The 19,556-nt window shown below is 36.4% G+C and carries 16 protein-coding genes and 1 pseudogene; 9 read left to right on the top strand and 8 right to left on the bottom strand.

The window, feature by feature from the left end:
* Nucleotides 1–18 precede the first annotated feature (18 nt).
* From O4O04_RS09000 to O4O04_RS08990, 3 genes and pseudogenes are all read right to left on the bottom strand, one after another.
* Nucleotides 19–1,245, bottom strand: a complete 1,227-nt coding sequence (locus O4O04_RS09000; RefSeq protein ID WP_272536058.1) for a sulfate adenylyltransferase subunit 1 — start codon at nt 1,243–1,245, stop codon at nt 19–21.
* Between the two features lies 1 nt (nt 1,246).
* Nucleotides 1,247–2,170 (bottom strand): sulfate adenylyltransferase subunit CysD, encoded by a 924-nt coding sequence (cysD, locus tag O4O04_RS08995; RefSeq protein ID WP_272536057.1) that lies wholly within the window; start codon nt 2,168–2,170, stop codon nt 1,247–1,249.
* 9 nt (nt 2,171–2,179) lie between these two features.
* Nucleotides 2,180–2,902: pseudogene (locus O4O04_RS08990) on the bottom strand (phosphoadenylyl-sulfate reductase); the annotation flags it as partial.
* A 355-nt stretch (nt 2,903–3,257) separates the two neighbouring features.
* On the opposite strand from O4O04_RS08990, the gene O4O04_RS08985 reads away from it, so the two are divergent.
* From O4O04_RS08985 to O4O04_RS08955, 7 genes are all read left to right on the top strand, one after another.
* Nucleotides 3,258–3,893: a peroxiredoxin gene (locus O4O04_RS08985; RefSeq protein WP_272535537.1), complete on the top strand. Its 636-nt coding sequence runs from the start codon at nt 3,258–3,260 to the stop codon at nt 3,891–3,893.
* Nucleotides 3,894–4,033: 140 nt separating this feature from the next.
* A complete protein-coding gene (locus O4O04_RS08980; RefSeq protein WP_272535536.1) occupies nt 4,034–6,025 on the top strand; it encodes a diflavin oxidoreductase in 1,992 nt (663 codons plus the stop codon).
* 5 nt (nt 6,026–6,030) lie between these two features.
* Nucleotides 6,031–7,701: an NADPH-dependent assimilatory sulfite reductase hemoprotein subunit gene (locus tag O4O04_RS08975; protein ID WP_272535535.1), complete on the top strand. Its 1,671-nt coding sequence runs from the start codon at nt 6,031–6,033 to the stop codon at nt 7,699–7,701.
* Nucleotides 7,702–7,870: 169 nt separating this feature from the next.
* On the top strand, nt 7,871–9,031 hold the full coding sequence (locus O4O04_RS08970) for an LLM class flavin-dependent oxidoreductase (protein ID WP_272535533.1): 1,161 nt from the start codon (nt 7,871–7,873) through the stop codon (nt 9,029–9,031).
* Nucleotides 9,031–9,990 (top strand): aldo/keto reductase, encoded by a 960-nt coding sequence (locus tag O4O04_RS08965; protein ID WP_272535532.1) that lies wholly within the window; start codon nt 9,031–9,033, stop codon nt 9,988–9,990. The genes O4O04_RS08970 and O4O04_RS08965 overlap by 1 nt, the downstream gene beginning before the upstream one ends.
* Before the next feature lie 48 nt (nt 9,991–10,038).
* Nucleotides 10,039–11,403, top strand: coding sequence for an MBOAT family O-acyltransferase (locus O4O04_RS08960; protein ID WP_272535531.1), 1,365 nt, complete (start codon nt 10,039–10,041; stop codon nt 11,401–11,403).
* Nucleotides 11,404–11,426: 23 nt separating this feature from the next.
* Nucleotides 11,427–12,509 carry a DUF1574 family protein gene (locus O4O04_RS08955; RefSeq protein ID WP_272535530.1) on the top strand — a complete coding sequence of 361 codons (1,083 nt, stop codon included), beginning with the start codon at nt 11,427–11,429 and terminating at the stop codon, nt 12,507–12,509.
* Between the two features lie 79 nt (nt 12,510–12,588).
* On the opposite strand, the gene O4O04_RS08950 is transcribed toward O4O04_RS08955, so the two are convergent.
* Together O4O04_RS08950 and O4O04_RS08945 are read right to left on the bottom strand one after the other, a co-directional pair.
* Nucleotides 12,589–13,623: a DUF1574 domain-containing protein gene (locus O4O04_RS08950; RefSeq protein ID WP_272535529.1), complete on the bottom strand. Its 1,035-nt coding sequence runs from the start codon at nt 13,621–13,623 to the stop codon at nt 12,589–12,591.
* 2 nt (nt 13,624–13,625) lie between these two features.
* Nucleotides 13,626–14,342: a pseudouridine synthase gene (locus O4O04_RS08945; RefSeq protein WP_442915937.1), complete on the bottom strand. Its 717-nt coding sequence runs from the start codon at nt 14,340–14,342 to the stop codon at nt 13,626–13,628.
* A 52-nt stretch (nt 14,343–14,394) separates the two neighbouring features.
* On the opposite strand from O4O04_RS08945, the gene lipA reads away from it, so the two are divergent.
* Entirely contained in the window at nt 14,395–15,300 is a 906-nt protein-coding gene (gene lipA / locus O4O04_RS08940; protein WP_272535527.1) for a lipoyl synthase, read from the top strand.
* Complete coding sequence (locus O4O04_RS08935) at nt 15,266–15,595, top strand: hypothetical protein (protein ID WP_272535526.1); 330 nt, start codon at nt 15,266–15,268, stop codon at nt 15,593–15,595. The genes lipA and O4O04_RS08935 overlap by 35 nt, the downstream gene beginning before the upstream one ends.
* Here the strand turns inward: O4O04_RS08935 and O4O04_RS08930 are convergent.
* The 3 genes from O4O04_RS08930 to O4O04_RS08920 all read right to left on the bottom strand — a co-directional run bounded on the left by O4O04_RS08930 (nt 15,552) and on the right by O4O04_RS08920 (nt 19,531).
* Nucleotides 15,552–16,979, bottom strand: a complete 1,428-nt coding sequence (locus O4O04_RS08930) for a hemolysin family protein (RefSeq protein ID WP_272535525.1) — start codon at nt 16,977–16,979, stop codon at nt 15,552–15,554. The genes O4O04_RS08935 and O4O04_RS08930 overlap by 44 nt on opposite strands.
* Nucleotides 16,980–17,029: 50 nt before the next feature.
* Entirely contained in the window at nt 17,030–18,208 is a 1,179-nt protein-coding gene (locus O4O04_RS08925; protein ID WP_272535524.1) for a lipoprotein LipL45, read from the bottom strand.
* A 174-nt stretch (nt 18,209–18,382) separates the two neighbouring features.
* Nucleotides 18,383–19,531 carry a PQQ-dependent sugar dehydrogenase gene (locus O4O04_RS08920; protein WP_272535523.1) on the bottom strand — a complete coding sequence of 383 codons (1,149 nt, stop codon included), beginning with the start codon at nt 19,529–19,531 and terminating at the stop codon, nt 18,383–18,385.
* Nucleotides 19,532–19,556 lie beyond the last annotated feature (25 nt).

Genomic DNA, 19,556 nt, shown 5'->3' with positions numbered 1-19,556 from the left:
GCTGAATAATATCAACGACTATACAGGAAGATTCCCAATCATACCAGCTGCAACTGTTTGATTGGAATTTTCTTCAATCAAAAGAAAAGAACCAGTATGAGTATTTTTTGCATAATCATCCCAAGCAATGGGTTTAGCTGTGCGAACATGGATCAAACCTATATCATTTAGATTGAGGCTCCCGCCTGGATTTGTTCGTGTTGCTGTAGATATATCTAGCTTGGTTTCTATACGGATTACTTCTGCTCGCACAGAATTCGTTCCTTGCCTCAAAATAAACCGATTGGTCTCGTAGAGTGGACTTGGATCCATCCAGCAAACTGCTGCAGTAAAACTTGTTCCAATTTTTGGAGTGGGACCGGGTCCTGCAATTAAGTCACCTCGACTGATATCGAGATCTTCTTTCAATCTAAGGGAGAGTGACATACCAGGAACTGCTTCATCCCAGTCTTGGCCATTGAAATCGATATGTTCTATGGTAGTTTGCAAACCCGATGGGAATACTGTGATTTTGTCTCCCTTATGCAGAACTCCTCCACTCAATCTTCCCGTATAACCACGATATTCTGGTTCATTGCGAATTACATATTGAACGGGTATACGAGCAGAACCATAACTATCTTCTTCTGCAGGAACAGTTTCCAAAGTCTCAAGAAGAGATGGACCTGCATACCAATCCATAAAATGACTACGTTGAACAATATTATCGCCTTTCAAGGCAGATACAGGAACTGCATCGATTCTTTGGAAACCTAAACTTCCAGCAAATTGATTGAAGTCGGTCAAAATTTTATCGAATACATTTTTGTCAAAATCGACCAAGTCCATTTTGTTTACGGCAAGCAGTAATCTTGGAATTTTTAGAAGAGCTGCAAGCAAAGTATGTCTTCTTGTTTGCTCAATGACACCTTTTCTTGCATCAACCAGAACTATGATTAAATCAGCGTTGGAGGCACCGGTAACCATATTTCTTGTATATTGCACATGTCCTGGTGCATCCGCTATGATAAATTTTCTCACATCAGTAGAAAAATATTTATAGGCTACATCAATTGTGATTCCTTGTTCTCTTTCTGCTTTGAGTCCATCTGTTAGATGAGCTAGGTTAATATCCTCCCCATCTTGACCACCAAGCGATTCCAATTGATCAGCAAACACAGAATTGGTGTCATAGAGCAATCTTCCAATCAATGTACTCTTGCCATCATCAACGCTTCCAGCTGTTATAAATCGTAACATATCCATATCAGAAATACCCTCCCCTTTTGCGATCTTCCATCGCAGCTTCCGATCGCTTATCATCCAATCGACTTCCACGCTCTGTCGTCTTGGAGGATCGAATCTCTTCAATGATTGAGGACAGATTGTCCGCTCTAGATTCAACTGCTGCAGTGCAGGTCATGTCACCCACAGTTCTGAATCGAACTGCTTTTTTCTCGATCACATCACCTGGATCAATTCGAACAAATTCCGAAATAGGAAAAATCAAACCGTCTCTTAACATCACTTCTCTCTCATGAGTAAAATATAAAGATGGCAATTCAATATTTTCCCGTTCAATATATTCCCAGACATCCAATTCTGTCCAATTGCTAATTGGAAAAACACGGACATTTTCTCCATTGTGAATTTTACCATTGTAAATATCCCAAAGCTCAGGTCTTTGCAATCTTGGATCCCAACCACCAAACACATCTCTTACGGAAAAGATCCTTTCCTTTGCTCGAGCTTTTTCCTCATCACGTCGAGCACCTCCAATGCAAGCATCCGCTTTCATATTAGAGATTGTCTCAAGAAGAGAAACAGTTTGGATTCCGTTTCTGCTTGGAAACTTTCCTTTCTCTTCAACCGCAAGGCCTCGATCAATACTCGATTGAACGGATCCAACTTCTAATTTGAGTCCGAATTTTTTTACTAGATTGTCACGAAATTCTAAGGCTTCCGGAAAATTATGACCTGTATCAATATGAACTAACGTAAATGGAATTTTGGCAGGTTCAAATGCTTTTTTGGCAAGATAGACCAAGCAGATCGAATCCTTTCCACCAGAGAAAAGTAACACTGGTTTGTTGAACTGTGCTGCAACTTCACGCATGATGTGAATACTTTCCGATTCTAACTTATCAAGTCTCGAAAGACTACGTGTTGGTTTTCTTACAGCAGGTTCAATTTTTTCTTTCTTATTGGGAACAAGCTTACCATCCACCCAATGCAGTCCGCATTCTTTGGCATCTTGTGTCTCCCACCACCATCGTCCCGCTCTGGAATCTTCACCTGGTTCCACTGCTCTTGTACAAGGCGCACAACCAATACTTGGAAAACCTGCATCATGCAATTTATTGTATGGAACTTTATTTGTTTGGATGAAATCGCTAACTTGAGACTCAGTCCAGTCTAGGATGGGATGGAATTTGAATACATTGTGTCCAGGATTCCATTCCAATTGAGGGAGGACATTACGATCTTGCGATTGCTCTTTTCGAATTCCGGTCACCCATATCGTTGAACCAATGAGAGCTTTCTTTAGAGGTTCTACTTTTCGAATTCGGCAACATTCCATCCGGTTCTCTACAGAATTGTAGAATGAATTGGGGCCAAGCTCTGATACAAAACTTTTCACTTCCAAAGGATCTGGAAAATAAGTCTCAATAGGAATCTTATAGCGATCAACTGTCGTCTGATGCAATTCATAGGTTTCAGGAAATAGTCTACCAGTATCGAGTGTAAATATTCGAATTGGAATTTTGTTCTCGGCAATCATATGAGTAATCACTTGATCTTCGAGACCCAAACTTGAGGAAAAGGCAACTCTTCCTGGAAACTGTTCTGCAAGATTTTGAAGGGCTTCAACAGGTGATTTGCCCGAAATAAGGGGTGTGATTTCTTCTTCTTTTACGATCATAATATTTGTAGCCTATCCTAATTGGATTTTACTTCTAAATTCGCATCTACTTCCATTCTCTCTAATTTTTGACGGAATTTAAGGAGAATCATCTCAAATATCCGAATATTTTCTTTTATAATGGACAAAATGTAAAATATACCATACTATTCAATTGTTTTAATAGAAAAAATCGTATAAATCATCGAAAATCTTAGCCAATCAAAGAAAATTATGCGAAAATTTCCTATTCTTTGCGAGAAAATGAAAATTATTCCAAAAATTGTTTCATTTTACAGAAAAGACTCTTGAAAATATATAGGAAGTTTTTTATATTGGATATAAATTTCAATTTAACAGAAAAAGGAGACTATATATGTCACTCAGACTCGGCGATATCGCACCTGACTTCAAAGCAGATTCATCAGAAGGAACTATAGAATTTCATAAATATTTAGGCGATAGTTGGGGTGTTTTATTCTCACATCCAGCGGACTTTACACCTGTTTGCACAACAGAACTTGGACGTGTATCCAAACTCAAACCAGAATTCGAAAAACGAAACGTAAAAGTAATCGCACTTAGCGTCGATGGCGTAGACTCCCACAAGAAATGGATCGAAGATATCAACGAAACACAAAGTTGCAAAGTGGACTATCCGATTCTTGCAGATTTGGACAAAAAAGTTTCCACTCTTTACGACATGATTCACCCAAACGCAGATAACTCATTAACAGTTCGATCTGTATTTATCATTGGCGCAGACAAAAAGGTAAAATTGATCATTACCTATCCTGCATCAACTGGTAGAAATTTTGACGAGATTTTGAGAGTGATTGATTCTCTTCAATTGACCGCAAACTACAGTGTTGCAACTCCAGTAGATTGGAAAGATGGTCAGGACTGTGTGATCGTCCCTTCCGTATCGGACGCTGATGCAAAATCAAAATTCCCTAAAGGTTGGAAGGCAATTAAGCCTTATTTGAGACTTACTCCTCAACCCAATAAATAATTTAAGTTACAAAATACAAAGCCCAACTTTATCAATTTCAATAAAGTTGGGGTCTAGAAAACTTAAATTACTCAGTAAAAAAGGTCGATAATAGAAGAGTATATCTATTATTAGAAATTAAAAATCTCGGAAATATTGTAATGAAAAGAAATGTAAAAAATGAGTTTAAAGAATTGGTTCGAATCTCTACACCCAATGATAGATTCTGGATGTCCGGCTATCTAGATGCGGTTATTGAAGAAGATCCAGATACAATTGAACTTCCGAGAATTACACAAGAAAAAGATTCATCACGAGTTCTAGAAACAGCTCAAAAGAATATTCAAAAAACCGAATATATGTCGATGGCTGAGAATATCCAAGCACAGCCACAATCTCAAGTCTTACAAACTGCAATAGTCAATCCAAGCATCAATATTTCAGCTGGCAATCCAGCTCAATCTTTTACATTGCCTAAGACTGCGACTATAGTTTACGGAACCGAAACGGGTAACTCGAAAAAAATTGCATCGCAAGTTCAGAATCAATTAAAAGGTCTCGGTCTCAAAACAAAAGTATCAAGTACAAGCCAATACAAAGTAGACGACTTAAGCAAAGAAGAACTTCTAGTAACAATCATTAGCACACATGGAGACGGCGAACCTCCAGAAGCAGCTCGTAGTTTCCACACTGCATTATCTAAGTTAGATAAAAATTTGAGCCATTTAAAATTCTCAGTACTTGCGCTAGGGGATTCATCCTATCCACTATTTTGCCAAACTGGTAAAGACATTGATCAGTATTTGAGCAAAGCAAATGCTGTGCGAATTCATGATCTTGGACTCTGTGATGTGGACTATGAAGAAACTGCTAATGCATGGTCTACAAGTCTTATCGAATCTTTACAGTCCGGTATAAAATCTGCCGTTGGTGTTGGAGCTGTAATGCAGCAAGCAACCCATGCGCAAGAAAACGAAGCAAACGGGAATTATGTGGCAAGCAATTTTGCAAACGGAAATGGAAACCAAAATGGGAATGGCAACAATGGTATTTCTCAACAATCGATTCCTCAAGCAAATGCTCCCAAAAATAAGAATTTTTATTTAGGTAAAATCAGCCAATCCATCAACTTAACTGATGCAAAAAGCGGAAAAGAAATTCGCCATATTGAAATCCAATCTGAGACTGATATTGATTATCTTCCAGGAGATAGCGTTGGCATCATACCAAAGAATGATCTAGCCACTGTTAGCTCGATTTTAAAACTTTTAAAATTTTCTCCTGATCAAACAATCCAATGGAAAGGCAATAGTATCCAAGCATTGGATGCTTTTGAGAATAAAATCTCGATTCGATTTCTACCGAAACGTGTTCTCACTGCCTATGAAAATCTCACTCTAAGAAAACTGCCAGATGAGAGACTGGATCTAATTGATTTACTAGAGGAGTATCTTCCGCATGAGTCCATTGATAGACAGGCTGTAGTTGATTTACTGGAACCAATCACACCAAGATACTATTCAATTTCTTCTTCACCGGAAGCACATGGCAAGAACGAAGTTCATATAACCGTTGCGGATGTAGATATTAACGCATCCAAAAGAAATTATAAGGGACTCTGTACTGGATTTTTATTTCAATTTGTTGAAGGAAGCTCAGTTGAATTCAAAATTCAGAAAAATAATAATTTCCGAATTCCAGAATCCAATGCTGATATTATTATGATTGGTCCAGGAACGGGAATTGCTCCATTTCGATCCTTTCTTTTTGAAAGAGAAGCTTTGGGTCATACTGGCAAAAACTGGCTATTCTTCGGGAATCGTCATTTCTCTTTGGACTTTTTGTACCAAACTGAACTATTGGAATTTTTTGATAGTGGAGTGTTATCCAAATTCAATACTGCCTTTTCCAGAGACAGTGATAAGAAAGTTTATGTTCAAGATAAGATTAGAGAAAATGGTAAAGAATTATTTGAATGGATCGAATCTGGAGCAATTCTCTATATCTGTGGATCTAAAGATCCAATGAGTAAGGATGTCGATGATACTCTAATTGAGATTATTCATAGAGCGAGACAGCTAGGCAAAATTGATGCAAAAAAATATTTAGACAATTTGATTGAAACTGGAAGATACAAAAAGGACGTTTATTAGAATTCATGGCAGACGCTACCCCGAAAGAAACAGTCGCAGAAAAAGCAAAAAGACTTAGCAATGGTTTACGTGGAAGTCTAAGTGATAGCCTAAAAGATGAACATACAGGTTCGCTTCGTGATCTAGATCAATTGCTTATCAAATTTCACGGAATCTATCAACAAGATGATCGTGATAAACGTCTAGAACGAGAAGAAAAGAAGCTAGATAAACATTATACTTTTATGATTCGCATGAGGATTCCTGGTGGAATGATTGGTCCAACTCATTGGGAGAAAGCCCAATCGATCGCTGGTAAATATTCAACAGGTACAATCAAGATAACAACCAGACAAACGATTCAATTACATGGTATAATCAAATCTAACTTAAAACCGACGATCAAGGCTTTCAATGAAGTCTTTCTTGATTCCATTGCGGCTTGCGGTGATGTCAATCGAAACGTTACAACAACCGCTCATCCAGCAAGTTCAAAACATCATACAGAAATTAATAAGTTAGCAAATGAAATCAGTCGTCTACTGCTTCCTAAAACTCGTGCCTATTATGAGATCTGGCTTGACGAGAATAAATTAGCAGAAAAAACCGAAGACGACCCACTCTATCGAGATGTTTATCTTCCTCGAAAATTCAAAATTGGAATCGCGATTCCACCTTGGAACGATGTAGATATATATACCAATGATATTGGACTTGTAGCTATTGAAGAAAACGGAGCAATCATCGGATACAATGTGAACGCAGGTGGTGGACTTGGAACCACTCATGGCAATGTAAGTACCTATCCACGACTTGCATCTATCTTTGGTTATGTGCCAAAAGACAAAGTGCTCAAGGCAGTTTACGAAATTGTAACAACACAGAGAGATTTCGGTAATCGAGAAGACCGAAAATTATCAAGATTAAAATATACAATCGATCGAATGGGAATCGACAATTTCAAAAAAGAAGTTGAAAGTAGAACTGGTTTCAATTTTGAACCAGAAAGAAAATTTGAATTCAAAACTAGATCAGACTCATACGGTTGGGCGCAAGATCACCAAGGTCTCTGGCATTATACACTATTTGTAGAGAATGGATTGGTAGTTGATAAGAAGGATTTCCAAATCAAGACTGCCTTAAATGATATAGCTAAAACTAGAAGAGCATCATTTCGATTCACCTGCAATCAGAACGTAATTATTTCTGATGTGAAAGGACGTGACCTGTCACTCATATCTGACATTTTAGCTCAGTACAAACTAGACGGAATCAACGACGCAACTTCCCATATTCGAAAGAATTCTATGGCATGCGTTGCTCTGAGTACATGCCCCCTTGCCTTAGCAGAAGCACAGAGATATCTCCCACTTCTTATGACAAAAGTGGAAGGTCTTCTAACAGAAAACAATTTGATTGATCAACCTATCACAATTCGTATGACAGGTTGCCCGAATGGATGTGCTAGACCTTACAACGCAGAAATCGGTTTGATCGGAACCGCCTATGGAAAATACAATCTTCATTTAGGCGCTGACTTTTTAGGAACAAGGTTAAATAAAAAATTCAAAGAAAATCTTGATGAAGGTTCAATCTTAAAAGAATTGAATAGTATTTTCGCAATGTATGCAAAAGAAAAATTATCTGGTGAATACTTTGGAGATTTTTGCATTCGTAAAAACCTTGTTTCTATCTAATGATTTAGAGTCATTAGTCTGCAGGAATTCATAAGATTTGTCCAATTCTTCATAACAGAATTTTACCTAATCAGAGAATTGGACAAAAATTAAATTGGATTCGATAGACATTTGCGATTTTTAAATCAATTCTCAATATCTATTCCATTCTATTGGAGAACTATAATCTATGAGTAAGAAAATAAATATTCGAACTGAAGAATTTGCAGCAGAGATTGCATGGTTTTGTGATCTTTGCAATGGGGATTATGAATTCCTCGGGGAAATGGACGGCAAATACAGAAGTAGCTTTGAAAATTGTAAAAATATTTTACTCAAAGCTGACGAATTGGGATTTGGAAATATTTTATTACCCTCTTCTTACCAAGTGGGAATGGATGTTCTAAGTTTCGCATCTGCAGTTGCTCCCATGACAAAAAATATTTCGCTTCTTACAGCACTTCGATGCGGAGAAGTTCACCCTCCAATGCTTGCTCGAGCAATTTCCACTTTAGATCATATTCTACAAGGAAGACTTACTATCAATATTATCTCATCTGATCTTCCTGGAACCAAATCAGACAGTGAGACCAGATACAATAAATCTAGAGAAGTAATCGAAATTCTAAAACAAGGCTGGAATCAAGAAGAGATTCGATTCGAAGGCAAATATTATAATATTCATCTCCCATCAGATCCTGTAAAATCCTACCAACAAAATGGTGGACCCCTACTCTATTTCGGAGGAATATCAGAAGATGCAAGGAATCTATGTGCCGAACACTGTGACGTTTTCCTTATGTGGCCAGAAACCCTACAAAATATCGAAGCAACAATGGCTGACCTATCCAACCGAGCCAATCAGTTCAATAGAAATTTAGACTATGGACTTCGGATTCATATGATCGTAAGAGAAACCGAAAAAGAAGCAAGAGAATATGCGAATAGACTCATGTCAAAGTTAGATATGAATAAAGGTCAAGAAATCAAATCACGATCTCTAGATTCCAAATCACTTGGTGTGATCAGACAAGATGAACTAAGAAAGAATTCAGATTCTGATGGCTTCATCGAAGAAAATATTTGGTCAGGTATTGGACTAGTGCGATCAGGATGCGGAAGTGCTATAGTTGGCGATCCAGATCAAGTTCTTGCTAAAATAAAAAAATATATGGATTTAGGAATACGATCTTTTATATTTTCTGGATACCCATTGAACGGTGAAATTGACTATGTGAGTCAATATATTCTTCCCAAGATACAAAAAATAAAATTATCCGAAGTTCAGAAAAGAACTCCAAACCTCAATGAAATTCCTATCACACCCTTGACGAATGGAGTTAGAAAATAATGGAACAAATATTAATTCATCCACAAGGTCCAAAACTTTCGAGGATCGTGTATGGTGTTTGGAGAATCATAGATGCAAAACTAACCAAGCAGGAGATCCTACAAATAGTGGAAACTTGTCTGGAATTAGGTATCGATTGGTTTGATCATGCGGATATTTACGGAAACTATGAATGCGAACAAATATTTGGTGAAGCTATTTCAAATAACACTTCACTGAAGAAAAAAATTTCTATTGTAACTAAATCCGATATTTGTCTTATATCAGATAAATACCCGGAAAGAAAAGTAAAGTATTACGATACATCGGCAAAGCATCTCTCAACATCTGTAGAAAACTCACTAAAAAAAATTGGAGTTGAAAAGATTGATATTTTTCTCATCCATCGTCCAGATCCTCTTATGGATCCAGAAAAAACTGGAAAATGTCTCGATGACCTCATTCATTCCGGAAAAATCCAATTTGCAGGTGTATCCAATTTCACTCCCAGTCAATTTAAACTTTTACAATCCAATATGTCAAACCCACTTGTAACAAATCAAATTGAAATCAATCCAATGAGAATTGAACCATTCATCAACGGAGATTTGGACTTTCTTATGGAGAAGAAAATATCACCCATGGCTTGGTCGCCTATGGCTGGTGGTAATTTAGTTAGAGATTTAACCAATTCATCGAAACAAAACACTGATTCGGTGCAAAATAATTCACTAAATAAAAGTTCAGCCAATATACCTAATTTGAATGATATTCTGCATACCATTGCTCGGGAAACCGAACAAACTGTTCCACAAACGATAATTGCTTGGTTACTCAATCATCCTTCAAAAATTATTCCTGTCATTGGGACAACGAAGAAAGATCGAATATTGGAACTCGCTGAATCAATGAGTATTCAAATGAAACAGGAAAATTGGTTTCGAATATACGAATCGGCTCTCGGAACTGAGGTTCCTTGAAAATAAATTGACTGCATTCTAGTTTATCAATTAATAGTTACCTAAGCTATGTGGTTTAACTCTATTGATTATTTATTATTTTTTGTAGTTGTTTATTCTATCTACTGGTTTGCACCTCAAGCTTCGAAAAAATATATCCTCTTAATTGCATCTTTCTTTTTTTATGCCTATTGGAGCCTTGGATTTTTTGTTCACTTTCTAGCTGTCACAGCTATTAGCTATTTATGTGTAATTGGTATTCGGAAAACGAAGTCGAACCGATTTATGATAATCGGGATCATATTTAATATTTCGAATTTACTGTTTTTTAAATACAGTCAATCGATTATAAATGGATATATATCATATAATCCACAAGCCTTGAGTTTCTTTTCTGAATTTCCCAATATTATACTACCTCTCGCCATAAGCTTCTATTCTTTTCAAATAATTGCTTTTATAGTTGATACTTATAGGAACCAAACTGCTGATATCGGGTTTTTGGATTTTTTACTTTTTATCTTCTTTTTCCCTCAATTGATTGCAGGACCAATCATGCGCCATTCTGATTTTTTTCATCAATTGAAGAATATTAGACAAAATGAATCCGACACGATAGAAGCCTTGTATAGAATTCTATCAGGTGTTTTCAAAAAAGTCTTAATCGCCGATCAAATGGCAAGAATCATAAATCCAATCTGGGCCGATCCGTTAAGCTTTAGTGGAACCACAACTTTACTTGCAATTCTCGGTTTTTCGATTCAAATTTTCTGTGATTTCTCAGGTTATACAGATATCGCTCGCGGTTGTGCCCTACTACTAGGTTATAGAATTCCAGAAAATTTCCGAGCTCCTTACTTCAGTTTAAACTTTGCTGAACTCTGGTCAAGATGGCATATTACTCTATCTACTTGGCTTCGAGACTATTTATATATTCCGCTTGGAGGAAGTCGAGTATCAGCACTACGATTGAATTTTAATACAATCATTGTAATGTCATTGGGTGGGCTCTGGCACGGTAACACCTATGCTTACTTGATCTGGGGTTTTTTGCATGGCTCAATTCTTGTAATAGAAAGAAGACTTGGCAAAGCTACAGTAGAATCTCCAATTCCAAAAAAAATATTAGGATGGGCTATCGTCACCTTTTTCTGGTTAGTTGGAGCTTTCGCATTTAGATCAGGAAATTGGGATGTTCTTTCTAAAATGATTGCATCCTTTTCCAATCCTGGTAAAACAAAAATATTTTTGGAGCAATTCTTTGGGCTTGTAGTTCTTTGCTATTTGATTCAATTTTTTGAATGGAAAGATTTTTTCGCAAACCGAATTAAGTGGAATCACTATATAACAATTCCCGTACTTAGTTTAATTTTGTATTTTGCAATATCCAGAATTCCAGTAATACAAGAGCAGTTTATTTATTTTCAATTTTAATTATGAATATAAGAATTTTTATAATGCCATTTGGACTTTTACTTTTTCTATTTATAATAGACAAAGTATCTTTGATTCCGTCCTGCTACAAAACTGGAAGATTAGATAACACTCCCATTGAAAACATAAGCGACGCAATGCGCGGTATATATTTAGATAAGAAAAAAAACTTAGATTCGAAAAAAGAAATCATTATTCTTGGAACGTCTAGATCTGATATATTAAGTTTTCTAGATAATAAGAGTATAGAATCGAATCCTTTTATCGATACGGAATCGAAGAATATGCTCCTTAATTATGATTTCGAAACTCGCTCGATAGTAAAAGCTTCAGAATTCCTTTATCATCTTTACTTGTTTCAAACTATTGTTGAATCAGGATTTAAACCTGAATTAGTTATCATCGAAGTATCTCCTGAAAGTCTCAATACGAATAACCCATTCCATGCGGATTTTCAATTTAGAACCAATATTTTCCCTTATAGATTTCTATTAGAACTGCTTCCAGTAGCTGATAATACTTGGCGAAAAGACTTGTATCTCTATACTTTATTTCCGTCAGTGTATTATAAATTCATGCCAGAAAAATCACTCCAGAAATTCATAAAGGGCAAAGATTATTTATCAGAAAATAATGTAATTCCAGCTTATTCCTTTTTCCCGACAACAGGAACTTTGCCAGCCAATCATATAGACTTTGAAGAGTTCTCCTTTCCTGAGACTGAATACAAAAAGAGAATTCTTGAATACACAGAATATTTAGTATCACATAATATTCTAAAAGATTTCAAAATCTCCGAATCTGAAGTCGCAATATTAGATCTTCTATTAGCTAAAATTCAAAAGTCCAAAATTCCCGTAGTATTCTGGAGACCACGAGTTCATTCAATATACAAGCAAAAACAAGAAGAATCAGGAGCTATATCAGCAGATAAAATTATCCAAGATAAGATTGAAGCCTATGGTTATCCGTATATTAATCTTCAGAACGTAGATACAAAATGTAATTACTATACTGATTCAAGCCATATTTCTGCCAGGTGTTCCCCAGAGATCATGAAATTGGTAATCGAAGCATCAAAAATTCAATCTGTGTCAAAATTCTAAATTGATTTAGTCAGTGCTATAATGAAGAATTCATGAATTAAATTAATATTGCAAACAGTTAGAAATAAACATAAATAAATTATTTCAATTCTGAATAACGATCAAAAATATAATTCATCTGTTCAGTGAAGCATTGAATCGATTGGTGTGATGCATCATTAAATATATCACATGATGATTCAACATTAAAATCAATCGCTTGAGCTTTGTATTCGTTGGCGAGACTTTTTATTTTACCCCACCAATGCTTATCTAAACCCAATTCTCGATATGATTCGCGATAATCAATATAAACTCTAGGCCATACTAAAAAAACCTTAGTTCCTTTCTTCTCAGCCAAGGCTAGTAGTTTCTCAATAAATAGAAATTGTGTATCATCTACAACAAACCGATTTAAATAGATATTCTTAATTCTTATGGCATCTTTTTTTAACTTTGATTCGTTATTCGCAAATGTTGCATATCCTAAATATTCACCTTTCCCAAGATTGAGAATCATAACTTCCTCATTAAATTCCGGGTTGTAATCTGACATTCTATTGTATTTATAACGATCTAACAACATTTTGAAGTCGAGTTTGAGTCCATAAAAAGCAAATACTTTACCTAGTATATAATCATAACGAGCACTCCAAGGAATCAAATCCCAATAGTCTTTTTTAAATTTTTCATCCATACCGAGTCGCATAAAAGGATCATAGATAGCACCCTTCGAATCATCAAATGATTCCGGGCTTATAGCAACATAGAGGAGATCTGGAACAATCCCATCTTCAATAAGCCTTTCATAACGCATAAGCGAATACATGGGAACAGCTTGCGGACTTGAAAAATTATATATAATCCAATTGTCTTTTTCTTTCTCACTTAGTCCTGGCTCTGAGAAAGGATAGGCTCTGGAATCACCAAGAGCTACAGCGAGTTTTTTATTGCCTTTTTCTAAGCTGGGATCGTTCTTAATTCTCTCTTGCAATTGATTTCTCTGAAAGTAAAACATTGCATTTCCAGGTTGGATAAAATCTTTTCGAAAAAAATCTATCAAAAATATTTTATCAATTATAAATAATACTAGAAGAAAATATACAGGATATAATAAAAATTTCTTATCTTTCATGACTACTTTGCCTTATCGATTATTTTGTTTAAGTCGATCCATTTCCATTTACCTTCAGCAATATTGATTTTTTCTAGAGAAAAATTACCAACACGAACACGATACAAATCGGAAACTCTACCACCTAACTTAAGAAACATTCTTCTCAATTGACGTTTTTTCCCTTCTTCAAGAACTACCCTAAATGAATTTGTATCACCAGTAATTGGTGAAACTGATTTAGCTCGAAGGGTTTCGCCCTGGTCTCGAATTCCAACTCTAAAATCTACATCTACTTTTTGGGCATTGATTTTCTGAAATGTATGAACTATATATTCCTTTTCTGGACCTAGGCTCGGGTGACTCAATCTTTGAATCACATCTCCAGAATCCGACAAGATCAACACACCTCTAGATTCCAAATCCAGTCTCCCCGCAAAACGAAAATTTGCGTATTCTTGCGGAAGAAGATCAAAAATAGTTTTATCATGGAATCGATCCGAATGAGATGTTAGATAGCCTGCAGGTTTATTAAGAATGATAACTTTATCGATTGATACGGGCTTGTGTTCATTGAAAGGAACATTGTCCACAGTCACCAGATCAGACTCAGTATTGATCTGAGTACCAAGATCTACCACAAGGTTTCCATTGACTCGAACCCTTCCTTCGCGAATCCACTCTTCTGCCTTTCTTCGACTCGTGATTCCCGATCCCGCCAGGAAACGATTGATTCTCATAAATTCCATTTTACAAAATACTGCTATCAAGGAAAGTCTAAAGATTAAGGAAATGAATCCACTCAAAAAGAAAGCCAGAACCAAGTCCGTGACGCCGGTGCCTGATAAACCGAATTGGATGAAGGTTAATTTAAAATTTCCTACACCCAATGATGCAGTATCCCTTGTCCGGGAAAATGTTTCAAAAGGAAGTATTCATACCGTATGCGAATCAGCGTCTTGCCCCAATCTCAATCATTGTTGGTCAAGGAAAACTGCAACCTATATGATCGGAGGAGATATTTGTACGAGACGCTGCAAATACTGTGACGTTGCTTTTGGTAAACCACTCAAACTAGATGAGAATGAACCTGTCGATGTTGCCGAATCAGCTCTATCACTTGGATTAAGACATGTTGTTGTGACATCTGTCAATCGCGATGATTTAGGTGATGGAGGAGCTGAACATTTTGCACGCACAGTAGAAGAGATTCGTCTACGATTGCCTAACTGTAGAATTGAAATTTTGGTTCCTGATTTCAAAGCAAAGCGTGAATCCTTGGATAGAATCTATCAATCTAGACCAGATATATTTAACCACAATATCGAAACAGTCGAACGACTCTTTGCAGATATTACCCCAGCTAAGAATTATAATCGCTCAATGGAAGTATTGAAAGATGCTCATGAACATGGATTTCGAACAAAATCAGGAATTATATTAGGATTGGGTGAAGAAGAACATGAGGTTTATGAGGCCTTAAATGATTTAAGAAAAAATGGAGTGAGCATGATAACGATTGGACAATATCTCCAGCCAACAGAAACACACTTCCCGATTCAAAGGTATCTATCTCCCCAAGAGTTTAACAAATATGGAAAATATGCACGAGAAATTGGTTTTCTTTCGGTTGCATCTGGTCCGCTAATAAGAAGTTCCTACCATGCCGACGAACAAATTGAACAGCTCGCAGATTGAGAATTCGCTTCCTCCGCTTCCCAATGCTGAGCTAACACGTCTATTCTATCATGCGATCATGACTGAGCTATCAGCTTTAAAAGAGGAAATTGGTGACTATACTGCAAAAGAGATTGTATTCAATGCATTAGATAGAATTCCAGATGTCAAAGTTGAATGGGGCAATCCTCAAGTATATGGACGCAATCGGATATTGCTTGGATACTTAGATAAAGTTGCCGTTTTAGATATAACACCAATTATGCAGGCAATCAAGCTTGTTTGGAATACCTATTATGTAAGCCAGAATCATTGATTGATATAGAGACTTCAAAAATTCGATTCATTTTCACTTTCCTAACAAGAATCTTAAGCCCATCTATTTCAAATACATCTCCACCCTGAATTTTTTTTTGCAGCTTTGATCTTAACCAATCACTCATATTTAAATTATCTGGATATATAGAATCACTTTGCATTTTTATAGTTTTCAAAACTGTATTGAGGCTGACTCCACCTCCAACTATATAACTCTTCCCCAATTGGGTTAAATGTTTAGGTAGACGATCAAATTCATCTTGAATGTCTCCAACAACCTCTTCCAAAATATCTTCTAAGGTAATGATTCCCAAAATTTTTTGATTTTTATCTTTGACGAGGGATACGTGAACATGTTCTCTCATCATTTTTGCAAATGCATCTCCAATACTTGTATCCTCGTTCATAGAAATCAATGGTCTTAAAATTTCTCGCAAATTAGGATTATTCGGATGTGTTTTGGCAAGAAAAATCACCTCTTTAATATTCACATATCCAATAATAGAACTTGGATTGCCCTTCTCTTCAATTACAGGAAATCTTGTATAAGGATCTAGGTGTATGGTTACAAAATGTCCAGGTAAATCATCATCGACATAAAGAGAGACCACTTCATATACAGGTATAAAAATATCTGCACAGGTTACTTGAGAAAGATTGCTTGCACCGAGGATAATTTGTTCTTGGTGTAAATTTATGATTCGATTCGCTTTTAAGGCATTTGCTTGAGCCTTTAATTCAATGAGTCCTAGATCACCCTCCGAAAAAAAATCTCCAGATTTTGACTCAAACAATCTCACAATATTTTTAGTAGACCATTCAAAGAATAGAATGCTCGGATATACCATATAGCTCACTACTTGCATAAATGGGCTTAGCTTCAAGCAAACTATCTCGTTGTTTTTTATTGCGATCGTCTTTGGCACAAGTTCAGCAAATATTATAGTTACAGATGTTAAAGGGATTACAACAATCGCAATCGCGAGAAAATCCGCTACTGATTCTCGAATATCGATCCAATTTAGAATCGCGGGTGTGATCAATTCTTTAGCACTCACTCCGCTGGTTGCAGCGGCGATTGCTCCTGCAAGAGTAATTCCGATTTGGACTACAGCAAGGCTTGCCTCCATCCGAAGTTTCATATCCAAGGCAGATTTACTTCCCGGAACATTGGCTTCACTGAGAACTTTGAGTCGTCCTAAATTAACAGAAGCTAAGGCGATTTCATAGCCGGCAAATATTCCATTTAGAAGAATCATGAAGAAAATCAAACAAAATGTGATGATTAGATCAGAATGCATCAATTGATCTTTGAGCTCGGGGAGTGTTATGGAAACCAGACAATTGTTCTGGCATAAATTGTTTGTTGGATGTGAAAGCAAAGATATCTATCTGGCTCCACATATGTGAAGCCAGAAATAGATAGGTAGTTTTAGAATTTTGTTTTGGATTGATAATCGTAAATTACTTCTTCAACGTCATCAAGATTGATTTTCTTAATTCCGAGTTCAGTGTGAACGATCATTGTGTTGTTTTCTTGATTGATGATTGCACCAACCTCAAAACTTCCATTTGTAAGAACGATTTTTTCAATTCTTTCGTAATAAGAAACTATATCTTTCTTGTTAGTGAAAGTTTTAGGTTTCTCAGCTAAAGAATTTTCAAATTCTTTCTTAAGAACTTCTTGTTTACCAGCTAACTTCTCTTCGATTTCTTTTCTTTTCTTTTCAATCTCAGCGAGTTTAGTTGCATCTTCAGATGAAGCGCCTTTTTGGTTCAAGTCAACAAGTTCTTTTGCTGTTGCTTCATCTACTTTTACAATCGTTTTGAGTTCTTGTTCTTCCGATTTTGTAAGACTAGACTGAGTCATCTCAGGCTTTTCGTTAGCAACAACTAATGATACAGCTGATACATCTAACTTGTCGATGTCAGAAACCAATTTCTTATTGTCTGACTTAAGTGATGCTTGTTGCCCCTTTTCTAAAACAACTGAAGAAGATTCAATCGATGCTACTAATTTTTTGTAGTCTGCATTTGCTTCAATTTCTTCTGGTTTAAGATTTTCTAAAGCGGGAATTCTAGATGACATAGCAACTGCACCATCTACAACTTTTACTTTAGCTTTATTGGTCTTAGCATCGTTCTCAACAATAAAAGATGTTCCACGAACACCCGCAATCGCGGTCGGTGTAACGATAGAAAAGTTATCATCTTTCTTAGCTTTGTTCACATTGGCAAAAACTTTACCAGACACAAGTGCTAGTTGAGTTTCTGAAGATCCAGAAGCATTCATTGCTAATTTAGCAAAATCAAGAGTGGTTGATGGAGCAATACGAATAGAAGATCCATTGTCAAGTTGCAGATCCACTTTTCCTTTCTCCCCAGTTTTAATGGTATCACCAGTCTTGACTGATGCTCCTAACTGCGCTCTTTCTTCAGTGCCGTCTGCGTGAGATACTTTAGAATCTCCCACACTGAAAACAATCACTGCACTGATCGTGCTACCTTTGGAAGCTGAACTTTCTAGATCTGTATCTGGTTTTTTGCAAACCAAAGTAAGGATCGAAAGTGCAGACACAATGAGAACAACTTTTAATGGTACTTGTTTCATAACTGCTAACCTAACCTTCTATTTTCGCCCAATGGGGCTATTCTTAATAACAAATGAGAATAAACAATTTTCACAAAAAAGAAAAAAGTTCACATCGCTAATTGCTTACTTGCTAAAAATACTCAATACCAATCAGAAAATCAAGAAAAATCTTTTAATTTGTGGGTAAACTGCTTATTTTAAGGTTTTTTTTGCATTTTGAAGCTTGTAAACCTCACCTTTGGAAAAATCTGCCAAATAGAGTTCTCCAAAATTGTCCTCACCAAAAGTACTGATATTCATCTTGGTTTTGAGTAACATTTTGTCCGTCATTTTACCCTTTTGATAACTCAGACTCCAAATTGTTCCAGAAACAAAATCTCCGAACACATAATGACCCTGAAAAGAAGGAATCGTTGTCCCTCGATACACGTATCCGCCCGTAATGGACTGCCCAAGATCATGATTGTAGGTATGAATGGGCTGTATTGCACCTTTCAAATCCTTGCATTTTGAATTGCCTTTAAAGCATTCGTTTCCCTCAAAAATATTCCAACCATAATTCCCAGCTTTCCGAACAACGTTAACTTCCTCGATTCGATTTTGTCCGACATCTGCAAGGAATAGTTCATGAGTCTCTCGATCAAAACTAAATTTCCAAGGATTTCTGAAGCCATATGCATAAATTTCCGGATAGAATTCTTTGCTTTTGTAAAAAGGATTGTCTTTGGGAATTTGGTACTGCATTCCACCCTTACCAAGTTTTGGGTCAATTCTCAATAATTTACCTAGAAAAGTTTTGCTATTTTGTCCGTTACCATGTGGATCATTGCTTGAACCTCCATCACCCAAACCAATATAGAGAAAGCCGTCCTTACCCATCCGAATACATCCACCGTTGTGATTTGCATAAGGCTGAGCTATTTCCTTAAGAATATTATCAACTTCTAGAATAGGTTCTGTGGAACGAAATATATCTTGGTTGATCTCGGCAATGATGGTGCGATCTTCCGAATTTCTTTTCATGATAAAATTCAGATATATTTTACCGGATTTCGAGTAATCATTCGCAAAAGCAATTCCGAGCAGACCTTGCTCAGAGGAAGTGAGGACAATTTTGGAAAGATCAATCACTGTGCGAACAGAACCCGTTTGCAGATTCAGAAGTTTTGCTTTGCCTGTTTTTTCCAAAACGATCAGATCAGTATCATTGCCTGGAATGGAAGAAATTTCTGTGGGCTGATCAAATCCAGATCCCACACGAATAAGCTCTATGGATTGACTGAAAATTCGCTGAGTTGCAAAAATAGATAGAAAAAGAACAGTGATTAAATAGGGTCTCATAGAAAGTTAGACAGTATAGAAAGTC

This window comes from Leptospira sp. GIMC2001, from assembly GCF_028462125.1.
In the GTDB taxonomy this organism is placed as follows: domain Bacteria; phylum Spirochaetota; class Leptospiria; order Leptospirales; family Leptospiraceae.
Note: the sequence above shows the minus strand (reverse complement) of the source record. Positions and strands in the feature narration are given on the sequence as shown.